Genomic DNA, 22,611 nt, shown 5'->3' with positions numbered 1-22,611 from the left:
GCTGATTTTCCGGGTACCAGCCCGGAAAGCCCCTGCTGGTCTCATATCTTCATAGGTAATGAGCGCGGGCTTTGTGGGCCCTTGCTCGAGTTTTACCTCAGTGCGGGCTCACCACCCGCACCTCGGCTTACTGCAGGTACAGCTCGATGAATCAGGTGCCGCTTTGCAGCAGCATGTTACGTACGTGACCGATTGCCTTGGTCGGGTTCAGACCTTTCGGGCAAACGTTTACGCAGTTCATGATCCCGCGGCAGCGGAATACGCTGAACGGGTCATCCAGGGACGCCAGGCGCTCCTGAGTCTTGGTGTCACGGCTGTCGGCCAGGAAGCGATAGGCCTGCAGCAAAGCAGCGGGGCCCAGGAACTTGTCCGGGTTCCACCAGAACGATGGGCAGGAAGTCGAGCAGCAAGCGCACAGGATGCACTCGTACAGACCGTCCAGCTTGTCACGCTCTTCTGGCGACTGCAGACGCTCGATGGCCGGAGGCGGCGTATCGTTCTGCAGGAATGGCTTCACCTTCTCGTACTGCTTGTAGAAGATGCTCATATCGACGACCAGGTCACGAATGACCGGCAGGCCCGGCAGCGGGCGCAGCACCAGCTTGTTGCCCTTGACCACGCCCGACAGCGGGGTGATGCAGGCCAGGCCGTTCTTGCCGTTCATGTTCATGCCATCGGAACCGCACACGCCTTCACGGCACGAGCGACGGTACGAGAAACCCTCGTCCTTTTCCTTGATCAGTGCCAGCACGTCCAGAACCATCAGGTCCTTGCCGCCGGTATCGACGTCGAACGACTCCATCTTGGGCGCCGAGTCGGTGTCGGGGTTGTAACGGTAAACTTCGACTTTCAACATAGCAGCCACCCTTAGTAAGTCCGGATTTTTGGCTCGAAGGCCGGTACGGTCTTCGGCGCAAAGTTGACGCCACGCTTGGCAACGCGCTTCTCACCCGGGTAGTACAGGGTGTGGCACAGCCAGTTCTCGTCGTCACGGTCTTCGAAGTCTTCACGGGCGTGAGCGCCGCGCGACTCTTTACGGGCTTCGGCCGCAATGGCGGTAGCTTCGGCAACTTCCAGCAGGTTCTGCAGCTCCAGCGCTTCGATACGCGCGGTGTTGAAGGCCTGGGACTTGTCGTTGATCTTCACGTTGGCGATGCGGTCACGCAGGCCAGCCAGCTGCTCGATACCCTTCTGCATGTATTCGCCAGTACGGAATACACCGAAGTAGTTCTGCATGCAGCTCTGCAGCTCGCGCTTGAGGCTTGCCACGTCTTCGCCAGCGGTACGCTCGTTGAGCTTGTTCAGGCGGTTCAGGGCAACGTCGACATCGGTGTCGCTGGCATCGCGGTACTCGACGCCTTCGGTCAGAGCCTTCTCCAGGTGCAGGCCGGCAGCACGGCCGAACACTACCAGGTCGAGCAGCGAGTTGCCGCCCAGGCGGTTGGCACCGTGGACCGATACGCACGCCACTTCACCTACGGCGAACAGGCCCGGGATGATGTGGTCCTTGCCTTCGGCGTCCATGGTGATGGCCTGGCCATGAATGTTGGTGGCAACACCACCCATCATGTAGTGGCAGGTCGGTACGACCGGCACCGGCGCGACAACCGGGTCGACGTGGGCGAAGGTCTTGGACAGTTCGCAGATACCTGGCAGGCGGCTGTGCAGCACTTCCTCGCCCAGGTGGTCCAGCTTCAGCAGTACGTGGTCCTTGTTCGGGCCCACGCCGTTGCCGGCGATGATCTCTTTGACCATGGAACGGGCAACCACGTCGCGGCCGGCCAGGTCTTTCGCGTTCGGCGCGTAACGCTCCATGAAGCGCTCGCCGTGGGCGTTGATCAGGTAGCCACCTTCACCGCGGCAACCCTCGGTGACCAGTACACCGGCGCCGGCGATGCCGGTTGGGTGGAACTGCCACATTTCGATGTCCTGCACCGGCACGCCGGCACGCAGGGCCATGCCGACACCGTCACCGGTGTTGATCAGGGCGTTGGTGGTCGAGGCGTAGATACGGCCCGCACCGCCAGTGGCCAGAACGGTGGCCTTGGACTTGATGTACAGGGTTTCGCCGGTTTCGATGCAGATCGCGATCACACCGACGAACGCGCCGTCCTGGTTCTTCACCAGGTCAACCGCGTAATACTCGTTCAGGAAGGTGGTGCCCGCCTTCAGGTTGCCCTGATAGAGGGTGTGCAGCAGTGCGTGACCGGTACGGTCGGACGCTGCGCAGGTACGAGCAGCCTGGCCGCCTTTGCCGAAGTCCTTGGACTGGCCACCGAACGGACGCTGGTAGATACGGCCGGTTTCGGTGCGCGAGAACGGCAGGCCCATGTGGTCCAGCTCGAAGACCGCAGCCGGGCCTTCCTGACACATGTATTCGATAGCGTCCTGGTCACCGATGTAGTCGGAACCTTTGACGGTATCGTACATGTGCCAGCGCCAGTCGTCGTTCGGGTCGGCCGAAGCGATGGCGCAGGTGATGCCGCCCTGGGCGGATACAGTGTGCGAACGGGTCGGGAAGACCTTGGTGACCACGGCAGTCTTGTGACCGCCCTGTGCCAGCTGCAGCGCTGCGCGCATGCCGGCGCCGCCGCCACCAATGATGATGGCGTCGAAGGAAATAGTAGGAATGCTAGCCATGGATCAGATACCCCAGAGAATCTGCACACCCCAGACGAAGTAAGCGAACATCGCAACGCCGCATACCGCCTGGAACAGGAAACGAATCGCAGTTGCCGACTTGCCGAACGCCATCGGCGTCAGGTAGTCGGTGGCAATGGTCCACATGCCGACCCAGGCGTGAGCGCCCAGGGCAACGAGGGCCAGCAGACTGAAGATCCGCATCGCGTTGTTGGAGAACAGACCGTGCCACTGGGCATAGTCGATACCTGGGTGGGCTACGACGTAACCGATCAGGAAGAGGAAGTAAGCCGCGAGAACGACCGCAGAGACGCGCTGTGCCATCCAGTCATAGAGGCCCGAACGCGACAGGTTCGTGACATTGGTTACCATACCCAAACTCCCACCAGAACGATCACCACCACGGAGATGACAATCACGATTTTCGAGCCCAGCTTGCCGCCTTCCAGCGTCTCACCGATGCCCATGTCCATGATCAGGTGGCGTACACCTGCCACCAGGTGATACAGCAGGGCGGACAGCAGGGCCCAGGTCACCAGTTTGGCCAGCGGACTGGTCAGACACGCCTTCACCTCACCGAAGCCTTCCTCGGAACCCAGGGACTTGCCCAATGCATAAAGCATGATGGCCAGGCCGAGGAACAGGATGACGCCGGAGATACGGTGCAGAATGGACGTGTACGCGGTGATCGGGAGCTTGATGGTCCTTAGGTCTAGGTTTACAGGTCGTTGGCTTTTCACGGCTTTTTTCACACTGAAGAGCCCCTAGCGAACAGGGCAAAGTTGTTGGTAAGTGTACTGGTCAGGTACCCACCACCCAGGGAACGGCGACCCCCAGCAGTTCGGGCTTGCAAGCCCCTGGCGGTCGGGTGCCGAGTATAGACAGTTAGGCTGCTTATGACAACGTGATGGGGTAGCCCAAATAGCGCATTGCCTTTAGCCAGCAAAAGGCGTAAATGGGCGACAATTTCGAGAAAAATCAGGCCTCGGAGCCCGTTTCAACCAGCCTTTAGGCAAATTGACATCTGAATTTATCCCTCTATAGTGGTGCGGGCCCTGCGTGGGGGGTCTGTCTGATGATTTCAAGCATTAATAGGAGGCCACATGGCTGACAAAAAAGCGCAGTTGGTCATCGAGGGCGCTGCCCCCGTCGAGCTGCCCATTTTAACCGGCACCGTTGGTCCTGATGTAATCGACGTCCGCGGGTTGGGGGCCACAGGTCACTTCACCTTCGACCCTGGTTTCATGGCGACCGCCTCGTGCGAGTCGAAGATCACCTACATCGACGGCGACAAGGGTATTCTGCTGCACCGCGGCTACCCGATAGAACAGCTCGCCGAGCAGTCGGACTACCTCGAAACCTGCTACCTGCTGCTCAACGGCGAATTGCCGAATGCCGAGCAGAAGGCTCAGTTCGTCAGCACCGTGAAGAACCACACCATGGTTCACGAGCAGCTGAAGTCCTTCTTCAACGGTTTCCGCCGCGACGCTCACCCGATGGCGGTGATGTGCGGTGTGGTCGGCGCCCTGTCGGCGTTCTACCACGACTCCCTGGACATCAATAACCCGCAACACCGCGAAATCTCCGCGGTGCGCCTGGTCGCCAAGATGCCGACCCTGGCCGCGATGGTTTACAAGTACTCCATGGGCCAGCCGATGATGTACCCGCGCAACGACCTGTCGTACGCGGAAAACTTCCTGCACATGATGTTCAACACCCCGTGCGAGATCAAACCGATCAGCCCGGTGCTGGCCAAGGCAATGGACCGGATCTTCATCCTCCACGCCGACCACGAGCAGAACGCCTCCACCTCCACCGTGCGCCTGGCCGGCTCGTCGGGCGCCAACCCGTTCGCCTGTATCGCCGCCGGTATCGCTGCACTGTGGGGCCCTGCCCACGGCGGTGCGAACGAAGCCGTACTGACCATGCTCGATGAAATCGGCGATGTCTCGAACATCGACACCTTCATCGCCAAGGCCAAGGACAAGAACGACCCGTTCAAGCTCATGGGCTTCGGTCACCGCGTGTACAAGAACCGCGACCCGCGCGCCACCGTGATGAAGCAGACCTGCGACGAAGTCCTGCGCGAGCTGGGCATCAAGAACGACCCGCAGCTGGAACTGGCCATGCGCCTGGAAGAGATCGCTCTGACCGATCCGTACTTCATCGAGCGCTCGCTGTACCCGAACGTCGACTTCTACTCGGGGATCATCCTCAAGGCGATCGGCATTCCGACCAGCATGTTCACCGTGATCTTCGCCCTGGCACGTACTGTAGGCTGGATCTCGCACTGGAAAGAAATGCTCTCCAGCCCGTACAAGATTGGCCGCCCGCGCCAGCTGTACACCGGCGAGCAGAAGCGCGACATCGCTGCACTGAAAGACCGCAAGTAAGCTCATCGAGCCGAACGCAAAAAGGCTGCCCTCGGGCAGCCTTTTTTATTGCCTAGCAGGCAACCCGACTAATTCAGTTTTTCTCGGCCCGCTCACGCAACCCTTTCAGGGTATTGAACGGCGCATCGACCACGAATTTGTTGGCCACCATCGCCGGCACACTGCCACCCGGCTCGGTGTGCACCTGATAGGTCACTTCCGTGCTGTCCCCCCTGGGAACCAACTTCCAGAAGCCCTCGACCTTCGCCACTCGCACAAAGCCCTTCTCTTCCGGGATATAGGTCGGCTCTTCCTTCAGGTTGCGCGTCAGGCTGCCATCCGCACCCTTGACCGTGGTGACATGCAGCACCGAATCACGCGGCGTCACCGGCCAGGGCGTATTGAACTGGGTGTAGGTCCAGCTCTGGTCGCCTTCGTGCTTGAGCAGCTTCTGCGACTTGCACTCGTGAATCCAGGCACAAGCCCCGACCACGTCTTCTTGCAGCGCCTGGACCTTGGCCAGTGGCGCCTTGATCACGGTGACACCGCGATAGGCCTTGTACTTGGAGCCCGCCACTTCACTGAGGGAGACCTTGATGCCCTCCTCGTCCTTGGCCACCTGCCAGTTCTCGGCCCAGGCGGCGGGCGCCAGCAACACACCCATGCCACACAGCAGTGCAATACGCTTGAACGATCTCATCATCTTTATCCTTGTTGTCGAAGATCCAGCCTGTCACGCCGCCGTCATCTGCTCCCACCAGCCGAGAATCCTGATTGCCTCATCGCGATCACTGCCGCACACCTCGACATCCGCCTTGAAACCGCCGCACACCGCCGGGCGTTCGGGCTTGCCGAACAAGTCGCAGAGGTTGTCGACAGTCAGGTGCAGGCAGCGTTCACCGGCCGGCTTGCCATGCGGCATGCGCGGCATGGCAGAGCTGATGGACGGGGCGATGCAGCAGGCACCACACCCCTCACGGCAATTCATGGCTATTCATCAAAATCAGGTCTCTGTGGAGCAAAATGGGACGAACGTCCCCGGATAGTAACCGCTCAAACGTGCGTTTGAAATTGCTGGCCCGATGAAATCTGCCGTGACCCGGCAGTCAGTTCACTGGCTACTGGCGGTACTCGAATTCGATCGCTGCCCCTTCAACATCGCGGCGGCTTTCATTGCGCAACTGCAGCTGCATTTCATTGCTGATCAATCGGCCATTGAGCTGGAACGGGCTTTCATCGCTCTGGGGTTTTTCGGTAAACATTGCGGGCAGCAAAGGTTTGCGCCGCGTGGCCGAACTGCCGACATTCGGCTCAAGGTCATTGACCATTTCGACAGGCAGGCTCAGGTCGAGCTTGGGCTGGGGCAGCGGCTTGGCCACCGCCTTGCTGACCGGCTTGCGCGCAGGCTTTGGCTTGGGCTTAGGCTTGCCCTTGCTGACAGCCTGCTTCGACACAGGCTTGGCAGGGGCCTTCTGCGCAGGCTTGGCCTGGCGAGCCTGTGCCTCGGCAGCAGGCTGAGCAGCCTGCGCCACTGCGCCAAAGTGGCAGAGCGGCACAAGGCAAAAACTAAGGGCGATACAGCGCAACAGTTTCATGGACATCGACAGTCAGGCTGGAAAAATGCATATGCTCCCTGTTCCGCCTGCGCCTGGCAAGCCTACAAAAGTGAACCCGTAGGCTCTCTGCACAATTGCTGAGCCAAAAGGCCAAGGGTGATCACCGCCCGCTCGGCCTCTTTATTCCACGGAATCCCGCAGTTAAGCCGGATGCAGTGGTTGAACTGCTCGGTGTTACTGAAGATCAACCCCGGCGCGATACTGATGCCCTGCTCCAGCGCCCGCACATGCAAGTCCTGGGTATTGACCCGCCCCGGCAGGCTCACCCAGAGGATGAAACCACCGGTAGGCCGGGTCATCTGGGTGCCTTCAGGGAAGTGCTGCTGCACCGCCAACTGGTAGGCACTGAGGTTCTTGCGGTACTCCTGGCGGATGTAGCGCAGATGGCGGTCATAGCCGCCGTTCTCCAAATAGGCGGCCACCCCCATCTGCGTCACACTGCACGCCGAATGGGTGGTGAACGTCTGCAGCCGCTGGATTTCATCCTGGTAGCGCCCCGCCACCATCCAGCCGACCCGCACACCCGGCGACAATGTCTTGGAAAAACTCGAGCAGTAGATCACCCGGTCGAGCCGATCGAATGCCTTGAGCGCCTTGGTCTTGCCCTGCTCGAACATCAGCTCGCCATAGATGTCGTCTTCGACGATCTGGATATCGAAGTCCGAGGCCAGGCGCAGCAATTGCTTCTGGCGTTCTTCAGGGATGGTGCCACCCAACGGGTTGCTCAGGCGCGAGGTCAGTACCAGTGCCTTGATCGACCACTGGTTGGCGGCCAACTGCAAGGCCTCGAGGCTGATGCCCGTAGACGGGTCGCTGGGGATCTCGATCACCTTCAGGCCCAGCAAGTCGGCCAACTGCAGCAGGCCGTAGTAGGTCGGCGACTCGGCGGCGATCAGGTCACCCGGGCGAGTCAGCACCCGCAGCGACATCTGCAGCGCATCGACACAGCCATGGGTCACGATGACTTCACGCGGGTCTACCAGCACGCCGGCATCGCGCATGCGAATGGCAATCTGCCGGCGCAACGGCTCAAAGCCCGGGCTGAACATGTAACTGAACGCACGCGGGCTATGGAAGCGGGTCACCTTGGCAATCTGCTGATGCAGGGCGCGCACCGGCAGATAGTCCACGTGAGGCACCGCTGCGCCGAACGGAAACACGCCATCGCGGCGCGCCTCGGTCAATACCTGCTGGATGATGCTTGCCCGGGTCACCAGGCCCGGGCGCTCCACCCGGGCGATATCCGGCGTTTGCGCGGTGAGGGCCGGGGTCTGGTGAACGTAATAGCCCGACTGCGGGCGCGCGCGGATCAGCCCCTGGTCTTCGAGATTGGCATAGGCCTGCAGCACCGTGGCGTGGCTGACATTGAGCTGAGCGCTCATCTTGCGCACCGACGGCACACGTTCGCCTGGCTGGTAGACACCGCGACGGATGTCATCGGCCAGTTGCTGGGCGATACGCTGATATAGCAGCAGGTTGGTCATGGCGATATCTCGACGCGCGGACGGGCTCGTTATTCTTGTGCGACACACTGACGGCAGAGAATACCGTAACAGTTGCGAAGTGTACGGGGACAGATTGCAGAATAGCCAACAATACAGTTGCGTGACAGCACCCGGCCGAATTCCCGTGAGTACGGTTTCTGTGCAGGGGCGCCCTTGCCGGGCGCCCCTACAAACGTTCGGCGATCGTTGAGGGGATCAACGCGCCGGCGCGAGCTTGCCCTTGTCATCAGAGAAGACGATCTCGACCCGGCGATTCTGCGCCCTGCCCCGCTCCGACGCGTTGGCCTCGATCGGGTACTGGTCACCGTAGCCTTCAACCTGCAGACGCTTCTCGTCGATACCCAGGTCCGCCAGCATATCGGCCACTGCCTGCGCGCGATCACGCGAGAGCTTCAGGTTGTCTTCCGGCGCACCGGTGCTGTCGGTGTACCCCTCGATACGCACCACCCGGCGCGGATTGAGCTGAAGGAACTGCACCAGCTTGAGCACGGTGCGGCTGGCCGAGTTTTTCAGGTCGGCACGCCCGGTATCGAACAGCACGTCACCCAGGGTCATCACCAGGCCACGGTCCGTCTGCTCCGAAGCCAGCGCGGCAATCTGCGATTCGACCCACTTGCCTTGCTGCTGGACGCTGGCCAGCTTGGCTTCACGCAGCGCCAGCTGCAGGCGCTGACGCTCCAGGTCGAGCTTGGCCAGGCGCTCCTGGTTCAGCGCGAGCTTGGCGTGCTCGCTGGCGATTTCGCTGTAGCGCTGACTCAGGTAGGCGTAATGGCGCACATCGGTGCCGGTGCCGACATAACTGGACAGGCGCTCGGCCCGCGCCAGCGATTCACCTGCGCGGATCACGTCACGTGGCGCACTGCGCAGCACGTCGGAATCGTCCTTGACCTTCTGGAAGGTTGCACTGGCCTCATCCAGTGCCGCCTCGCTGCGCTGACTGGCGCAACCCTGCAAGCCTGCGGTCAACGCCAGCAACACCAGCGCGGCCATGGGTGTAGAGCGCATCATGGCTGCACCTCCAGCTGTTTACGCAGGCGCTTGACCCGCGACTGCAGCAGTTGCAGCTGCTCTTCACTCTTCTGGTTCAACACCTGGGCCTCGGCCAGGCGCGCATCCAGCTCAGCCTGCTCGGCACGCATGCGCGCATCGCGAAAATCTTCGGTGAGCATGTTGGTCTTGGCCCGGGCAAGCTTGTCTTCGGCCAGCTTCAGCGCTTCGACCTGGTCGGTGGCGCCGACAGCCTTGGCCTGTTCCAGCGCCTGCTCGGAAATGCGCAGTTGCTCGTTCGGCGCCGGGTCGTTGGCGCAACCCGCCAGGCCGAACACGGCCAGAGCAAGGATCAGTGGTTGGATTCTCACGCAATCTTCCTAGTGTTTGGGGGCGTCCAGCGGCACCTGCATCTGCGCCTTCCAGCGCTCGACATTACGTTGCAGCACAGCCTCGGACGCACCGGAGATCGGCAATTCTGTCAGTTTTTTCGCCAATTGCCCACGCAGCCAGCTGTCATTGCATGCCGAGTTGTGTGACACGGCCAGGTACAACCCAGGGCGATCTACCGGCAGGCCGCGGGCAATCAGGTCGTTGCTCATGCCCAGGCTCTGGGTCATGGCCATGCCGGAGTAGCGCCCCGCAAGCACATAGTCCACCTGCCCCAACACCAGCTTCTGGAACGCCTGGGTCAGGTTCTGCGCCGGCTGCAACTTCAGGTGCGCTTTGGCAAAGGCTTCAAAAGCGGGGGTCAGACGTGCACGCTCGGACATGCTGCCCTGGTAGTTGGCCAGATCCGCCGGGCCATCGAAGGCCAGCTCAGCGTCATGACGGGTCCAGACCAGGTATTCGTTCAACTGCAAAGGTGGGTGGATATAGTCCAGCGCCGTCAGTTGCCCGACCTGCAGCGGGGTATCAAGCAGCAGGTCCATACGCCCGCTGCGAACCTCCTCAAGGGCCTGGTCGCGCCGACCGGCACTCAGCACGTCCACCTTGACCCCCAGCTCGCTGGCCACCTGCTGCAACAGCTCGACATTGGCGCCAATCAGGTGCTTGGGGTCCTTCGGGTCCTGCCAGGAATAGGGAGGCGCATCAGGGCTGCCGGTCGCGACCAGGCGCTCGCACTTGCCTGCCGCCATTGTCGCCGACGACAGCAACGCCGCCATGCACGCCAGCACCCCGCCTGCTTTGCCAAACCTCATGCTCACTCCTGGCTGTGACACTGAAATCCATAAAAAAACCCGGCCCTCAGTACGAGGGCCGGGCTTCTTTATAAGTGAAGCAGGCGGATCAGACCAGCTTTTCCAGCTCCGGAACCGCTTCGAACAGGTCAGCGACCAGACCGTAATCGGCAACCTGGAAGATCGGCGCTTCTTCGTCCTTGTTGATCGCAACGATCACTTTGGAGTCTTTCATGCCCGCCAAGTGCTGGATCGCGCCGGAGATACCGACGGCGATGTACAGCTGCGGGGCGACGATCTTGCCGGTCTGGCCGACCTGCATGTCGTTGGGCACAAAACCTGCGTCCACTGCAGCGCGCGAGGCGCCCACAGCAGCGCCGAGCTTGTCGGCCAGGCTGTACAGGTGCTTGAAGTTGTCGCCGTTGCCCATGCCACGGCCGCCGGAAACGACGATCTTGGCTGCAGTCAGCTCTGGGCGGTCGGACTTGGCCAGCTCTTCACCCACGAAGGACGACTTGCCAGCGTCATGGGCGGCAGCGACGGTTTCAACCGAGGCAGAACCGCCTTCGGCCGCGACTGCGTCGAAACCGGTGGTACGCACGGTGATGACCTTGACCGCAGCGCTGGATTGCACGGTGGCAATGGCGTTACCGGCGTAGATCGGGCGCTTGAAGGTGTCGGCCGACTCCACCGCGATGATCTCGGAGATCTGGTCGACGTCCAGCAGTGCGGCAACGCGCGGCAGGATGTTCTTGCCGTTGGTGGTGGCCGGGGCCAGCACATGGCTGTAGCCCTTGGCCAGCTCGACGATCAGCGGCGCTGCGTTTTCTGGCAGCAGATGGGCGTAGGCGGCGTTGTCAGCAACCAGCACCTTGGCAACACCGGCGATCTTGGCAGCGGCTTCGGCAACACCACCGACGTTCTGGCCTGCGACCAGCACGTGCACATCACCACCGATCTTGGCGGCAGCGGCGACAGTGTTCAGGGTGGCCGGGGCCACGGCGCCGTTTTCGTATTCAGCGATAACCAGGATAGTCATTTAGATTACCTTCGCCTCGTTCTTCAGTTTCTCGACCAGTTCTGCCACCGACTTGACCTTGATACCCGCGCTGCGTGCAGCAGGCGCTTCGACCTTGAGGGTCTTGTTGGTGGAGGCCAGGGAAACGCCCAGCGCGTCTGGCGTGACGGTTTCCAGCGGCTTTTTCTTGGCCTTCATGATGTTCGGCAGCGACGCGTAGCGCGGCTCGTTCAGGCGCAGGTCGGTGGTGACGATCGCTGGCAGGTTCAGCGATACGGTCTGCAGGCCGCCATCGATTTCACGGGTGACGTTCAGCTTGTCGCCAGCGACTTCCACCTTGGAGGCGAAGGTACCCTGGGCGTAACCGGTCAGCGCGGCCAGCATCTGGCCAGTCTGGTTGTTGTCGCTGTCGATGGCCTGCTTGCCGAGGATGACCAGCTGTGGCTGCTCTTTGTCGACGATAGCCTTGAGTGCCTTGGCCACGGCCAGGGAGTTCAGTTCGTCAGCGGCTTCTACCAGGATGGCGCGATCGGCACCCAGGGCCAGGGCGGTACGCAGTTGCTCCTGGGCAGTGGTCGGGCCGACGGAAACCACGACGATCTCGGTCGCAATACCCTTTTCTTTCAGGCGTACGGCTTCCTCAACGGCGATTTCGCAGAAGGGGTTCATGGACATCTTGACGTTTGCAAGGTCGACGCCGGAGTTGTCCGCTTTGACGCGAACCTTGACGTTGTAGTCGACCACTCGTTTGACAGCTACAAGAACCTTCATGGATTCCTCGTTACTCTCCGGTGAATAGAAAGTCGCCTGGGGACATGCCCGGCGATGCGCGTGGGTACAAGGGCACCTCTAAAAACGTACCGGGTAGAGCAAACTTCAAGGTGACCGAGCAGTCTTGTCATGACGCTTGCGGCAAATACCCGCGGGTCATTTTCTGTGGTGGCGTGTAAACTCCACTACAAACCGTGAATTGGCCGCAAAGCCTTACTCCACACCAGGTTTTTAGAGGTGTACCTGCGCCCGGCGACAAGCCTACGGCGAACGTAAAACCGCTCGTATCTTGACCGCAACACCCAATCCGGTCAATACGGCAAATCGGTCACCCTCCAGCCGCACTCCTGTGATTTTACTGGCCTGCGGCAAATTCAAACAAACGTTTGTATTGGACCCGCCAAGTGGTGTAGATATAATGCGCGGCCAAGACAAAACGGTGTAGTCCATCCTCTGCGCAGCTACAGCTCCGCTCCCGTGAAGCGCGGTGCGCATGATCACCCCACACCCATAAGACCAAGCAACAGCACGAGCCTTGATGAGTAGGAGAGAACCAGTGGAACGCGAATACATGGAATTCGACGTGGTCATCGTCGGCGCCGGCCCGGCGGGGCTGTCCGCCGCCTGCCGCCTGAAGCAGAAGGCCGCCGAAGCCGGTAGCGAGATCAGCGTCTGCGTGGTCGAGAAAGGCTCTGAAGTCGGTGCCCACATCCTCTCCGGCGCGGTATTCGAACCGCGCGCACTGAACGAGTTGTTCCCCGACTGGAAGGAACTCGGCGCACCGCTCAACACTGCGGTAAAGCGCGACGACATCTACGTGCTCAAGGATGGCGGCAGCTCGATCAAGGTCCCTGACCTGTTCGTGCCCAAGACCATGCACAACGAGGGCAACTACATCATCTCGCTGGGCAACTTGTGCCGCTGGCTGGCCCAGCAGGCCGAAAACCTGGGCGTGGAAATCTACCCAGGTTTCGCTGCCCAGGAAGCGCTGTTCGATGAAAACGGCGTGGTGCGCGGTATCGTCACCGGCGACCTGGGTGTCGACCGCGAAGGCAACCCGAAAGACGGCCTGTACACCCCAGGCATGGAACTGCGCGCCAAGTACACGCTGTTCGCCGAAGGCTGCCGTGGGCACATCGGCAAGCAGCTGATCAAGCGCTTCAACCTCGACAGTGAATCCGACGTCCAGCATTACGGCATCGGCCTGAAGGAAATCTGGGAAATCGACCCGAGCAAGCACGAACAGGGCCTGGTGGTGCACACCGCCGGCTGGCCGCTGGACGTGGTGAGCACCGAGAACACCGGTGGCTCGTTCCTGTATCACCTGGAAAACAACCAGGTGGTGGTCGGCCTGATCGTCGACCTGTCCTATGCCAACCCGTACCTGTCGCCGTTCGACGAGTTCCAGCGCCTCAAGCACCACCCGGTGATCAGCCAGTACCTCGAAGGCGGCAAGCGCATCAGCTACGGCGCCCGCGCCCTGGCCAAGGGCGGGATCAACTCGCTGCCGAAGATGGTCTTCAACGGTGGCGCGCTGATCGGTTGCGACTTGGGCACCATGAACGTGGCCAAGATCAAGGGCAGCCACACGGCGATGAAGTCTGGCATGCTCGCCGCCGACGCAGTGGCCGACGCATTGATTGCCGGCAGCGAGGGTGGCGACGCACTCACTACCTATGTCGACGCCTTCAAGGCCAGCTGGCTGCATGAAGAGCTGTTCGCCAGCCGCAACTTCGGCCCGGCCATGCACAAGTTCGGCCCGTTGTTCGGCGCAGCCTTCAACTATGTCGACCAGAACTGGTTCGGTGGCAAGCTGCCGTTCACCTTGCACGACACCAAGCCGGACTACGCCTGCCTCAAGCTCGCGGCCGATTCGAAAAAAATCGACTACCCGAAACCAGACGGCAAGCTCAGCTTCGACAAGCTCAGCTCGGTATTCCTCTCCAGCACCAACCATGAAGAGGAACAACCCTGCCACCTGAAGCTGACCGACCCGAACGTGCCGATCGCCAGCAACCTGCCGCTGTACGACGAGCCGGCCCAACGCTACTGCCCGGCCGGCGTGTACGAAGTGGTCAGCCAGGAAGACGGCAGCAAGCGCTTCCAGATCAACGCGCAGAACTGCGTGCACTGCAAGACCTGCGACATCAAGGACCCGGCCCAGAACATCACCTGGGTTACGCCTGAAGGCGCCGGCGGGCCGAACTACCCGAACATGTAAGGCCATGCCCCTGCAGCAACAAAAGCCCCTGCCTCCTTGGAGTCAGGGGCTTTTTGTTGCCTGCTCGCATCAGGCTGTACGCACTTCCTCGAACAGTTCGGGGTGGCGATCCAGTAGCTTCAGCAGCTTTACCAGTGCCACGGGTGGCGTGGTCTTGCCATTTTCATAACGGGAGAACGCATTGACCCCACCACCAAAAATTTCCCCCGCTTGCCGCTGATCGAGGTCGAACTTCCTGCGTATGGAGGCAATGAAAGAAGGGTCCACTACAGTTGCATTGACTTGGCGCTCGAATGCCGTCATCAGATCGCTGACACGCATGGCTTGATCATGGCTCAGCACGCACTCACCGCATGCGGAACAATAATCGCCACTTACGTCCGGGAGCAGGGTGGTCTCTCCCTTGTAGCGATAAGGCATGCCCTGAGTGTCAGGTGCAAGCTCGGCACCCCCGCAAATTGGACATCTCATGATTACAACTCCTTGAAGGACACGATAAGCACGTCGTTGATCACGGACACTTTCAGGTAAACGTAGCCAACCGCTGTAAGCGGGCGGTACACGTCCTGCCAAACCCGGTGATCAATATGGCTGTTCATGCTTTTGTAGAAATCAGTGCGCTTCAAGCTAGTGATTACCTCAAGCATGCCCGGAAAATCCATTCCTAGCGCCTTAGCGTCTCTTAATGCAGCGCCCGTAGGGCTGACGCGCCTTGCCGCAGTCAGTGCTTTTATCCGCTGCAGCGGGCAATGAGGCGTTCTCTTTTCCATGAGAAATTAACCTTCCAGGTTAAATTTGGCTAATAGGTTATTCCAATAGCCCCCACCTGGAAGTCTGCCCCACCCCCCACCTGCCTCTAATGCCTCATTTGTCACCACACATGATCGGCATCGGCTCCGCCGCAAACGCCAAAGGCTCACGACGCCCGAAATACAGGGCCGTGAGCAGCCCCACCGCACCCATGATCAGACAAAAGCCGACACACACCCACGGGCTCCACGGCATCAGAGCGATCAGCGCCAAGGGCGTGGTACTCGCCCACAGGGCATAGGCAATGTTGTAGGTGAAGGAGATGCCCGAAACCCGGATCTGCGCCGGGAACAGCCCGACCATCACCGACGGCACCACGCCCACCACACCGCAGCACAGCCCTGCCAGTGCATAAGCCAGCCAGGTTGCGCCCCACTGCCCCACCAGGCTCGCATACAACGCCCCGATACCCAGCGGCAGTAGCAGGCTGTAGATCATCAGCGCACGCCAGGCGCCCAGGCGATCGACCAGCAGCCCGGCCAGCACACAGCCGATATTCAGGAACACGATACCCACGCTGCTCAAGGCAAAGGTGTGCGCGGCGGTCATGCCGAAGCGCTGCTGCATCACCGTCGGCGTGATCACCACCAACACCACCACTGCCGACGTCAGCACGCAGGTCAGCAGCGCTGCCGGCAGCAACGCCCCACGATGCTCGCCCAGCACCCGCCGCAGGGGGAACGCCACGGGTTGTTCCTTACGCTCGCGCAAGGCCATGAACACCGGTGTTTCACTTAGCCAGCGGCGCAACCACACGCCGATCACACCAAATACCCCCCCGAGCAGAAAGGGGTAACGCCAGGCGTAATCGAGAATTTCCTGCGCGGTAAACGCCTGGGCCAACAAGGTCGCGGTCAGCGCCCCCAGCAGGTAGCCAAAGGTCAACCCGGCTTGCAGGAAGCCCAAGGCATAACCGCGCCGCCCCTGCGGCGCGTGCTCGGCAACGAACGTCCAGGCGCTTGGCACCTCCCCGCCGACCGCGGCCCCCTGCAGAATGCGCAGTGCCAGTAAAATCAGTGGCGCCGCATAGCCGATGTCGGCATAGGTCGGCATCACCCCGATCAGCAGGCACGGCAGGGCCATCATCAGGATGCTCAGGCTGAACACCCGCTTGCGCCCCAGGTGATCGGCGAAATGCGCCATGACGATGCCCCCCAGCGGCCGCGCCAGGTAGCCCGTGACGAAGATCCCGAAGCTTTGCAACAGGCGCAGCCATTCGGGCATTTCGGGCGGGAAGAACAACTTGCTCAGGGTCAGGGCGAAGAACACGAAGATGATGAAATCGTAGATTTCCAGCGCGCCCCCCAGCGCCGCCAGGCCCAGGGTCCGGTGGTCGCCACGGCTGAACCGGGGCGGGCGAGCGGTATCGATGGCAGTCATGGCAGGGTCCGCAGATCGGCAAAGGGCAAGAGGATAGCAAATACCTGCCTTGCCCTGCCCTGCCCGCCTCGACGCTAGCGGCTGAACACCGTCTGCGCGAAGTTCACCCGCGGGCGCAGTGTGCTGGCCGGTGCTGCCACAGGCAGAGGCAGCTTGCCGACCAGCAGCGGCGCGTCGATGATCGCCATGAACGACTCGAGCGCCTCGTTATCCGGCACCTGCGGCAGGCTCAGGCTGACGGACTGGCGTTCGGTCTGCGGCACGGCGGGCACTTTCAACTGCGAGGAGTGATAAAGCAGGGCATGCTGGATCTGCGTGCTGACCCGGCAGAAGCGCGCCAGGTCGACGCCCACATGGCTGGCCAGCTCGATGTTGCCCAGCAGCAGGTGAAAGGGCTGCAAGGCACATTGCACCAGGCGCTGCAGCTCCTCGAAGCTGTCCACGGGTGCAATCCGGTAATAGCCAAGGCCATTGAGCAGTTTCTCCAGCTGCAAACGCTGGCAAGGGTGCTCGTCGGCGATGAGGATGCGCAGGGTCTTGTTTGCCATTTTCGGACCTGGGCAGTAGGTAAAAAGGGACACTCCCTGACCATACTGCGCCAGTAACGGCAATCGCCAAAGCTATGCCTGGCTGGGGTCTCTCTTGATAGTTGTCGGGAAACCCGCAGAAATCAAGTGACGGGGTGACGGAATTTTCATCCGCCTTTCACCCGTTTTTCAGGATTCCCACTCGCGCATGCGCACACGGCAGTGCTTCATGGCATTGACGATGTGCTTTTCAACCACACTGCGGGACACCCCCAGGTGCTCGGCAATCTGCTGATGCGACAGGCCATCGAGCTTGCGCAGCAGGAAGCAGTCGCGACAAACCTTGCCCAGTTCATCCAGGGCGCGCTGCATCAGCGCCAGGCGCTGGTCGAGCTGCATGTCGTGGGTGAGTGCCGGGCTGTGCCAGCGCTCGTCGCTGTCGAGCACCTCCAGCGGTTCGGCCTGGCGCACCTGGTGGCGCCGGTGACGATCGACCACCAGGTTGAGCGCTGTGCGATAGAGAAAGGCACGCGGATGCTCGATCCGTTCGGCATCGGTACGTTCCAGTACCCGCAGATAGGCATCGTGCGCGACGTCTTCGGCAGCCTGACGACTGCCCAGGCGCGCGGAGAGGAAGCCCACCAGTTCGCGATAGTAATGTTCCACGACGTTACCTGAGGTCGTCCTGCCTGCCTTTGCCAGAAAGCCGTTTCGGGCAGCTACGCGGGACTGAGTGATGTCAACGTGCGATAGTACAAACTATAATTATTCTCAGCAACACGACATCCTCCCCCCGTTCTCGCTAAATCCGTCCCGTTAGCCTTCGTCTAACTGGGACCTCAGTGCGCGCCGCTTTCTTGGCTGTGCGTGGCCATCACCCCTGGCTGGAAGTCTGCATGAGACGTTTACCCCACACCCGCCGTCGGATACTGCTCGGTGGCTTGGCCCTGCTAAGCCTGGGCAGCTTGCTGGCCTGGAAGACCCTGCCCTTCGGCGCGCAGCCGTTCAGCACGGTCGCCGTCACCCGCACCGACATCGAAAGCAGCGTCACCGCCTTGGGCACCTTGCAGCCGCGGCGCTACGTCGACGTGGGTGCCCAGGCTTCCGGGCAGATCCACAAATTGCACGTCGAAGCCGGCGACCCGGTGCGCAAAGGCCAGTTGCTGGTCGAGATCGACCCCTCCACCCAGCAAGCCAGGCTCGACGCCGGGCGCTACTCGATCGACAACCTCAAGGCCCAGCTGGCCGAACAGCGCGCACAGTTTCAACTGGCCCAGCAGCAGCTCAAGCGCCAGCGCGACCTGGCCGCCGCCGGGGCAACCCGCGACGAAGACGTCCAGGCCGCCGATGCCCAACTCAAGGTGACCCAGGCACGCATCGAAATGTTCCAGGCGCAGATCCGCCAGGCCCAGGCCAACCTGCGCAGTGACGAGGCGGAGCTGGGCTATACGCGGATCTATGCGCCCATGGACGGCACCGTGGTGGCGGTCGATGCCCGTGAAGGCCAGACCCTCAACGCGCAACAGCAGACGCCGTTGATCCTGCGCATCGCCAAGCTTTCGCCCATGACCGTCTGGGCCCAGGTATCGGAAGCCGACATCGGCAAGGTCAAACCCGGCATGACCGCCTACTTCACCACCCTGGCCGGCGGCAAACGCCGCTGGACCAGCACGGTGCGGCAGATTCTGCCGATTCCGCCCAAGCCGCTGGACCAGACCAGCCAGGGCGGTGGCAGCCCGGCCAGTGCCGCCAATGGCACCACCGGCAGCCAGGTGGTGCAGTACACCGTGCTGCTGGACGTCGACAACCCGGACGGCGCCCTGATGGCCGAGATGACCACCCAGGTGTTCTTTGTCGCAGGCCAGGCCAGCCAGGTGCTGACCGTGCCACTTGCGGCGCTGGACGACAGCGAAGGCCTGCGCCTCGCCCGGGTACTCAACAGCAAAGGCGAAGTGGAACAGCGCCAGGTGCGTACCGGCCTGAGCGACCGCCTGCGGGTGCAGGTGCTCGACGGCCTCAGCGAAGGCGAACGCCTGGTCATCGGCGCCCCCAGCGTCAGCGGAGGTTGAATGACAACGCCCCTGATCGAACTGATCGACATCCGCAAGTCCTACGGCGGCGGCGATACCCCCAAGGTCGACATCCTCCAGGGCATCAGCCTGAGCATTCACCCTGGCGAATTCGTCGCCATCGTCGGCGCATCCGGTTCAGGCAAGTCGACGCTGATGAACATCCTCGGCTGCCTCGACCGGCCAACCGCCGGCAGTTATCACTTTGCCGGCAAGGACGTGGCCGAGCTGGACAGCGACGAGCTGGCCTGGTTGCGCCGCGAAGCCTTTGGCTTCGTGTTCCAGGGCTACCACCTGATCCCCTCGGGCTCGGCCCAGGAGAACGTCGAGATGCCGGCCATCTACGCCGGCATCGCCGCCAGTGAGCGCCACGCACGGGCAACCGCCCTGCTCACCCGCCTCGGCCTGGCCAGCCGCACCGGCAACCGCCCGCATCAGTTGTCCGGTGGCCAGCAACAACGGGTGTCGATTGCCCGGGCGCTGATGAACGGTGGCCACATCATCCTCGCCGACGAACCCACCGGCGCGCTCGACAGCCACAGCGGCACCGAAGTCATGGCGCTGCTCGACGAACTGGCCAGCCAGGGCCATGTAATCATCCTGATCACCCACGACCGCGAAGTGGCGGCGCGGGCGCAACGGGTCATCGAAATCCGTGATGGGCTGATCATCAGCGATTCGGCCGCCGAGCATACCCCCGTCAACACCGACCAAGGGCTGCAGGCCGACGACCTGCGCCAGCGCCTGGACCGCGGCGCGACCCTGCGCGGGGCATGGAAGGGTGAACTGTTCGAAGCCCTGCAGGCGGCCTGGCGGGTGATGTGGGTCAACCGCTTTCGCACCGCATTGACGCTGCTCGGCATTGTCATCGGGGTGGCCTCGGTGGTGGTCATGCTGGCCGTCGGCGAAGGCAGCAAGCGTCAGGTCATGGCGCAAATGGCGGCATTCGGTTCGAACATCCTCTACCTCAACGGCAAGCCGGCAACGCTTGGCGAGCAGGCCGGCACCATCACCCTCGACGACGTCGCCGCCATCGGCGAACTGCCCCAGGTCAAACACGTCATGCCTGTGATCGGCGAGAAGATGATGGTGCGCCACGGCAACAACAGCCAGCAGTTCTATGTCGGCGGCAACAACACCTGGTTCCCGGAGATCTTCAACTGGCCAGCGGTCGAGGGCGCCTTCTACACCGAGGCCGACGAAGCCAATGCGGCGGCCGTAGCAGTGATCGGCCAGAAGGTCCGGGAAAAGATGCTCGACCCCGGGCGCGACCCGCTGGGGCAGTACATCCTGATCGGCAACGTGCCGTTCCAGGTCGTCGGCATCCTCGCCGGCAAGGGCGCGAGCTCCGGCGACCAGGACAGCGACGGGCGCATCGCGGTGCCCTACTCCGCGGCAGCAATCCGCCTGTTTGGCCAGCGCGACCCGGACTACATCACCGTTGCCGCCCTCGACTCCACCCGGGTCAACGAAGCCGAAGCGGCCATCGATCACTTGCTGCGCCAGCGCCACCAAGGCCGTCAGGACTTCGAGCTGACCAACGATGCGGCATTGATCCAGGCCGAAGCACGCACGCAGAACAGCCTGTCGCTGATGCTGGGGGCGATCGCCGCGATTTCACTGCTGGTGGGCGGCATCGGGGTGATGAATATCATGCTCATGACCGTGCGCGAACGCACCCGTGAAATTGGCATCCGCATGGCCACCGGCGCGCGTCAGCGCGACATCCTGCGGCAGTTTTTGAGCGAGGCCGTGATGCTGTCGATGGTGGGCGGCATTGCCGGCATTGTCCTGGCCCTGGCCATCGGCGGCGGCCTGATGCTGGCCGAGATCGCCGTGGCCTTTGCCCTGCCTGCCATATTCGGCGCGTTCGCCTGCGCTGTCGTCACCGGCATCGTGTTCGGCTTCATGCCGGCCCGCAAGGCCGCCCGACTCGACCCGGTCAAAGCCCTTACCAGCGAATAACCCATGACTCTGCCAAGCCGTATCAGCCTGTTGACCCTGTGCCTGAGCCTCGCCGCTTGCAGCACGCCCCCCACTCCAGAAAGCGGCATCGCTGCACCGCAAGCCTGGCAAGGCGAGGTCGAGCCGTCCTCGGCCCAACTGCCGTCAGCACAATGGTGGCGAGCCTTCGCCAGTAGCGAACTGGACCGCCTGGTCGAGCGCGCCCGGCTCAACGCCCACGACCTGGCGGCTGCCACGGCACGGGTGCGCCAAGCCCAGGCCCAGGCTGTCATCGCTGGCGCGCCGTTGCTACCCGAACTGAACCTGGGCCTGGATGGCAGCCGCCAGCGCCTGCTGCATGGCAAAGGCAACGACCAGCTGGACGTCAGCAGCAACGAGCGCACCAGTACCTCCTTCGACCTGAAACTCAGCGCCAGCTACGAGATCGATTTCTGGGGCGGCCTGCGCGCCGCCCGCGCCAGCGCGTTGCACAGCCTCGACGCCAGCCGCTTCGATCGGCAAACCGTCGAACTGACCCTGGTCAGCGCCGTGGCCGACAGCTATCTGCAAGGCCTTGCCCTGACAGAACAGTTGAACATCGCCCGGCTCAACCTGCGCAATGCGCGTGATGTACTGGGCCTGGTCGAAGCCCGCCAGCGCACAGGTTCGGCCACGCGCCTGGAGCTGGCCCAGCAGCGCAGCCTGGTGGCCGCCCAGGAGCGGCAGGTGCCGTTGCTTGAACAGAAGTGGCAAGACAGCCAAGTCACCCTGGCCACGCTGCTGGGCGACCCGGTCCAGGCCCTGCCGCCCAGCCGTGAAGCGATCGATGCCCTGCAGTGGCCGGCCATCGGCAGTGGCATCCCCAGCGAGCTGCTAAGCCGTCGCCCGGACATCGCCGCAGCCGAAGCGCGGCTGGCAGCGGCAAGCGCCGACGTACAGGTGGCCAGGGCTGCAATGCTGCCCAAGCTGACCCTGGGGGCCAATCTGGGCAGCGGCGCCAATACCTTTGCGCGTGTCTTCGACAGCTCGTTCTACACCCTCACTGCCGGGCTGGTCGCGCCGGTCTTCAACAACGGCCGGTTAAGGGCCTCGCGCGACCTGGCAGAAGCCGAGCAGGTCGAGCTGTTGGAGGCTTACCGGGGCAGCATCCTGGCGGGTTTCGCCGATGTCGAGAAAGCGCTCAACGCTATTCATGGCGTGGACCGCCAGCGCCAGTGGCAGGATGAGGAGGTGCAGCAGGCGCGCCTGGCTTTTGACCTGGCCCAGCAGCGTTATGGTGCAGGCGCCGAGACCCTGCTCAGCGTGCTGGAAACCCAGCGCACGTTGTACCTGGCGCAAGATCAGCAGGCGCAGCTACGGCTGGCACGGTTGCAAGGGAGTGTGGCGCTTTACAAGGCGTTGGGGGGTGGGTGGAAGGTTGGGCAGTAGCTGGGCGTAGGGCGGTAGATTTTCGGCGCCTCAGTGCCAGGCTTGGCATTTTCAGCGCCGATGAGATCGAGCGCCGCGCGGGCGGCGCAGTTGACGAGAGTTTTGAAATTGGCGCGGCGGCGATGGCTATCGCAATCCTCGA

Annotated in this window: 23 protein-coding genes; 5 read left to right on the top strand and 18 right to left on the bottom strand. The window is 62.3% G+C overall.

The window, feature by feature from the left end; translation table 11 throughout:
- Positions 1-151: 151 nt before the first annotated feature.
- Genes NP534_RS09990 through sdhC form a run of 4 tightly spaced genes read right to left on the bottom strand, consistent with a single transcriptional unit; the run spans position 152 to position 3,392 of the window.
- Positions 152-856, bottom strand: coding sequence for a succinate dehydrogenase iron-sulfur subunit (locus NP534_RS09990; protein WP_033699275.1), 705 nt, complete (start codon positions 854-856; stop codon positions 152-154).
- 11 nt (positions 857-867) lie between these two features.
- Positions 868-2,640 (bottom strand): succinate dehydrogenase flavoprotein subunit, encoded by a 1,773-nt coding sequence (sdhA, locus tag NP534_RS09985; protein WP_274098618.1) that lies wholly within the window; start codon positions 2,638-2,640, stop codon positions 868-870.
- Positions 2,641-2,643: 3 nt separating this feature from the next.
- Entirely contained in the window at positions 2,644-3,012 is a 369-nt protein-coding gene (gene sdhD / locus NP534_RS09980; protein WP_027592876.1) for a succinate dehydrogenase, hydrophobic membrane anchor protein, read from the bottom strand.
- A complete protein-coding gene (sdhC, locus tag NP534_RS09975; protein ID WP_077068487.1) occupies positions 3,006-3,392 on the bottom strand; it encodes a succinate dehydrogenase, cytochrome b556 subunit in 387 nt (128 codons plus the stop codon). Before sdhC ends, sdhD begins: the two co-directional genes overlap by 7 nt.
- Before the next feature lie 351 nt (positions 3,393-3,743).
- Here sdhC and gltA point away from each other — a divergent pair, with 351 nt between their 5' ends.
- The gene (gene gltA / locus NP534_RS09970; RefSeq protein WP_019472041.1) at positions 3,744-5,033 is read left to right on the top strand and encodes a citrate synthase; all 1,290 of its coding nucleotides are present in this window, start codon (positions 3,744-3,746) and stop codon (positions 5,031-5,033) included.
- A 73-nt stretch (positions 5,034-5,106) separates the two neighbouring features.
- Here gltA and NP534_RS09965 read toward each other — a convergent pair whose 3' ends face one another.
- The 9 genes from NP534_RS09965 to NP534_RS09925 all read right to left on the bottom strand — a co-directional run bounded on the left by NP534_RS09965 (position 5,107) and on the right by NP534_RS09925 (position 12,090).
- Positions 5,107-5,712 carry an START domain-containing protein gene (locus NP534_RS09965; protein ID WP_274098617.1) on the bottom strand — a complete coding sequence of 202 codons (606 nt, stop codon included), beginning with the start codon at positions 5,710-5,712 and terminating at the stop codon, positions 5,107-5,109.
- Positions 5,713-5,745: 33 nt separating this feature from the next.
- Entirely contained in the window at positions 5,746-6,000 is a 255-nt protein-coding gene (locus tag NP534_RS09960) for a YkgJ family cysteine cluster protein (RefSeq protein ID WP_033699278.1), read from the bottom strand.
- 130 nt (positions 6,001-6,130) lie between these two features.
- A complete protein-coding gene (locus NP534_RS09955; protein WP_274098623.1) occupies positions 6,131-6,607 on the bottom strand; it encodes a hypothetical protein in 477 nt (158 codons plus the stop codon).
- Between the two features lie 62 nt (positions 6,608-6,669).
- Positions 6,670-8,112, bottom strand: a complete 1,443-nt coding sequence (locus NP534_RS09950; protein WP_033699281.1) for an aminotransferase-like domain-containing protein — start codon at positions 8,110-8,112, stop codon at positions 6,670-6,672.
- A gap of 216 nt (positions 8,113-8,328) precedes the next feature.
- Entirely contained in the window at positions 8,329-9,141 is an 813-nt protein-coding gene (locus NP534_RS09945) for an OmpA family protein (RefSeq protein WP_186657251.1), read from the bottom strand.
- A complete protein-coding gene (locus tag NP534_RS09940) occupies positions 9,138-9,491 on the bottom strand; it encodes a DUF4398 domain-containing protein (protein ID WP_274098616.1) in 354 nt (117 codons plus the stop codon). Before NP534_RS09940 ends, NP534_RS09945 begins: the two co-directional genes overlap by 4 nt.
- Positions 9,492-9,500: 9 nt before the next feature.
- Complete coding sequence (locus tag NP534_RS09935; RefSeq protein WP_274098615.1) at positions 9,501-10,322, bottom strand: substrate-binding periplasmic protein; 822 nt, start codon at positions 10,320-10,322, stop codon at positions 9,501-9,503.
- Positions 10,323-10,410: 88 nt separating this feature from the next.
- The gene (locus NP534_RS09930) at positions 10,411-11,340 is read right to left on the bottom strand and encodes an electron transfer flavoprotein subunit alpha/FixB family protein (protein ID WP_033699289.1); all 930 of its coding nucleotides are present in this window, start codon (positions 11,338-11,340) and stop codon (positions 10,411-10,413) included.
- Positions 11,341-12,090 carry an electron transfer flavoprotein subunit beta/FixA family protein gene (locus NP534_RS09925; RefSeq protein ID WP_033699291.1) on the bottom strand — a complete coding sequence of 250 codons (750 nt, stop codon included), beginning with the start codon at positions 12,088-12,090 and terminating at the stop codon, positions 11,341-11,343.
- A gap of 538 nt (positions 12,091-12,628) precedes the next feature.
- Between NP534_RS09925 and NP534_RS09920 the strand changes: the two genes are divergently transcribed.
- On the top strand, positions 12,629-14,311 hold the full coding sequence (locus NP534_RS09920; RefSeq protein ID WP_077068488.1) for an electron transfer flavoprotein-ubiquinone oxidoreductase: 1,683 nt from the start codon (positions 12,629-12,631) through the stop codon (positions 14,309-14,311).
- Between the two features lie 69 nt (positions 14,312-14,380).
- On the opposite strand, the gene NP534_RS09915 is transcribed toward NP534_RS09920, so the two are convergent.
- From NP534_RS09915 to NP534_RS09895, 5 genes are all read right to left on the bottom strand, one after another.
- Complete coding sequence (locus tag NP534_RS09915) at positions 14,381-14,782, bottom strand: type II TA system antitoxin MqsA family protein (protein WP_274098614.1); 402 nt, start codon at positions 14,780-14,782, stop codon at positions 14,381-14,383.
- Positions 14,783-14,784: 2 nt separating this feature from the next.
- On the bottom strand, positions 14,785-15,081 hold the full coding sequence (locus NP534_RS09910; protein WP_274098613.1) for a type II toxin-antitoxin system MqsR family toxin: 297 nt from the start codon (positions 15,079-15,081) through the stop codon (positions 14,785-14,787).
- A 94-nt stretch (positions 15,082-15,175) separates the two neighbouring features.
- Positions 15,176-16,501 (bottom strand): MFS transporter, encoded by a 1,326-nt coding sequence (locus tag NP534_RS09905; protein WP_274098612.1) that lies wholly within the window; start codon positions 16,499-16,501, stop codon positions 15,176-15,178.
- 74 nt (positions 16,502-16,575) lie between these two features.
- Positions 16,576-17,049, bottom strand: a complete 474-nt coding sequence (locus NP534_RS09900; RefSeq protein WP_274098611.1) for a histidine kinase — start codon at positions 17,047-17,049, stop codon at positions 16,576-16,578.
- Positions 17,050-17,217: 168 nt separating this feature from the next.
- A complete protein-coding gene (locus NP534_RS09895) occupies positions 17,218-17,694 on the bottom strand; it encodes a sigma-70 family RNA polymerase sigma factor (RefSeq protein ID WP_033699303.1) in 477 nt (158 codons plus the stop codon).
- A 230-nt stretch (positions 17,695-17,924) separates the two neighbouring features.
- Here NP534_RS09895 and NP534_RS09890 point away from each other — a divergent pair, with 230 nt between their 5' ends.
- The 3 genes from NP534_RS09890 to NP534_RS09880 are packed head-to-tail and all read left to right on the top strand — an operon-like array spanning position 17,925 to position 22,469.
- Positions 17,925-19,097, top strand: a complete 1,173-nt coding sequence (locus NP534_RS09890; protein ID WP_274098610.1) for an efflux RND transporter periplasmic adaptor subunit — start codon at positions 17,925-17,927, stop codon at positions 19,095-19,097.
- A complete protein-coding gene (locus tag NP534_RS09885; protein WP_274098609.1) occupies positions 19,098-21,062 on the top strand; it encodes a MacB family efflux pump subunit in 1,965 nt (654 codons plus the stop codon). It begins immediately after the preceding gene.
- Between the two features lie 3 nt (positions 21,063-21,065).
- Positions 21,066-22,469: an efflux transporter outer membrane subunit gene (locus NP534_RS09880; RefSeq protein WP_274098608.1), complete on the top strand. Its 1,404-nt coding sequence runs from the start codon at positions 21,066-21,068 to the stop codon at positions 22,467-22,469.
- Positions 22,470-22,611 lie beyond the last annotated feature (142 nt).

The sequence above is a fragment of the Pseudomonas sp. 39004 genome (assembly GCF_028682155.1).
Classification (GTDB): Bacteria; Pseudomonadota; Gammaproteobacteria; order Pseudomonadales; family Pseudomonadaceae; genus Aquipseudomonas; species Aquipseudomonas capeferrum.
This window is presented reverse-complemented; position numbering and strand designations above follow the sequence as displayed.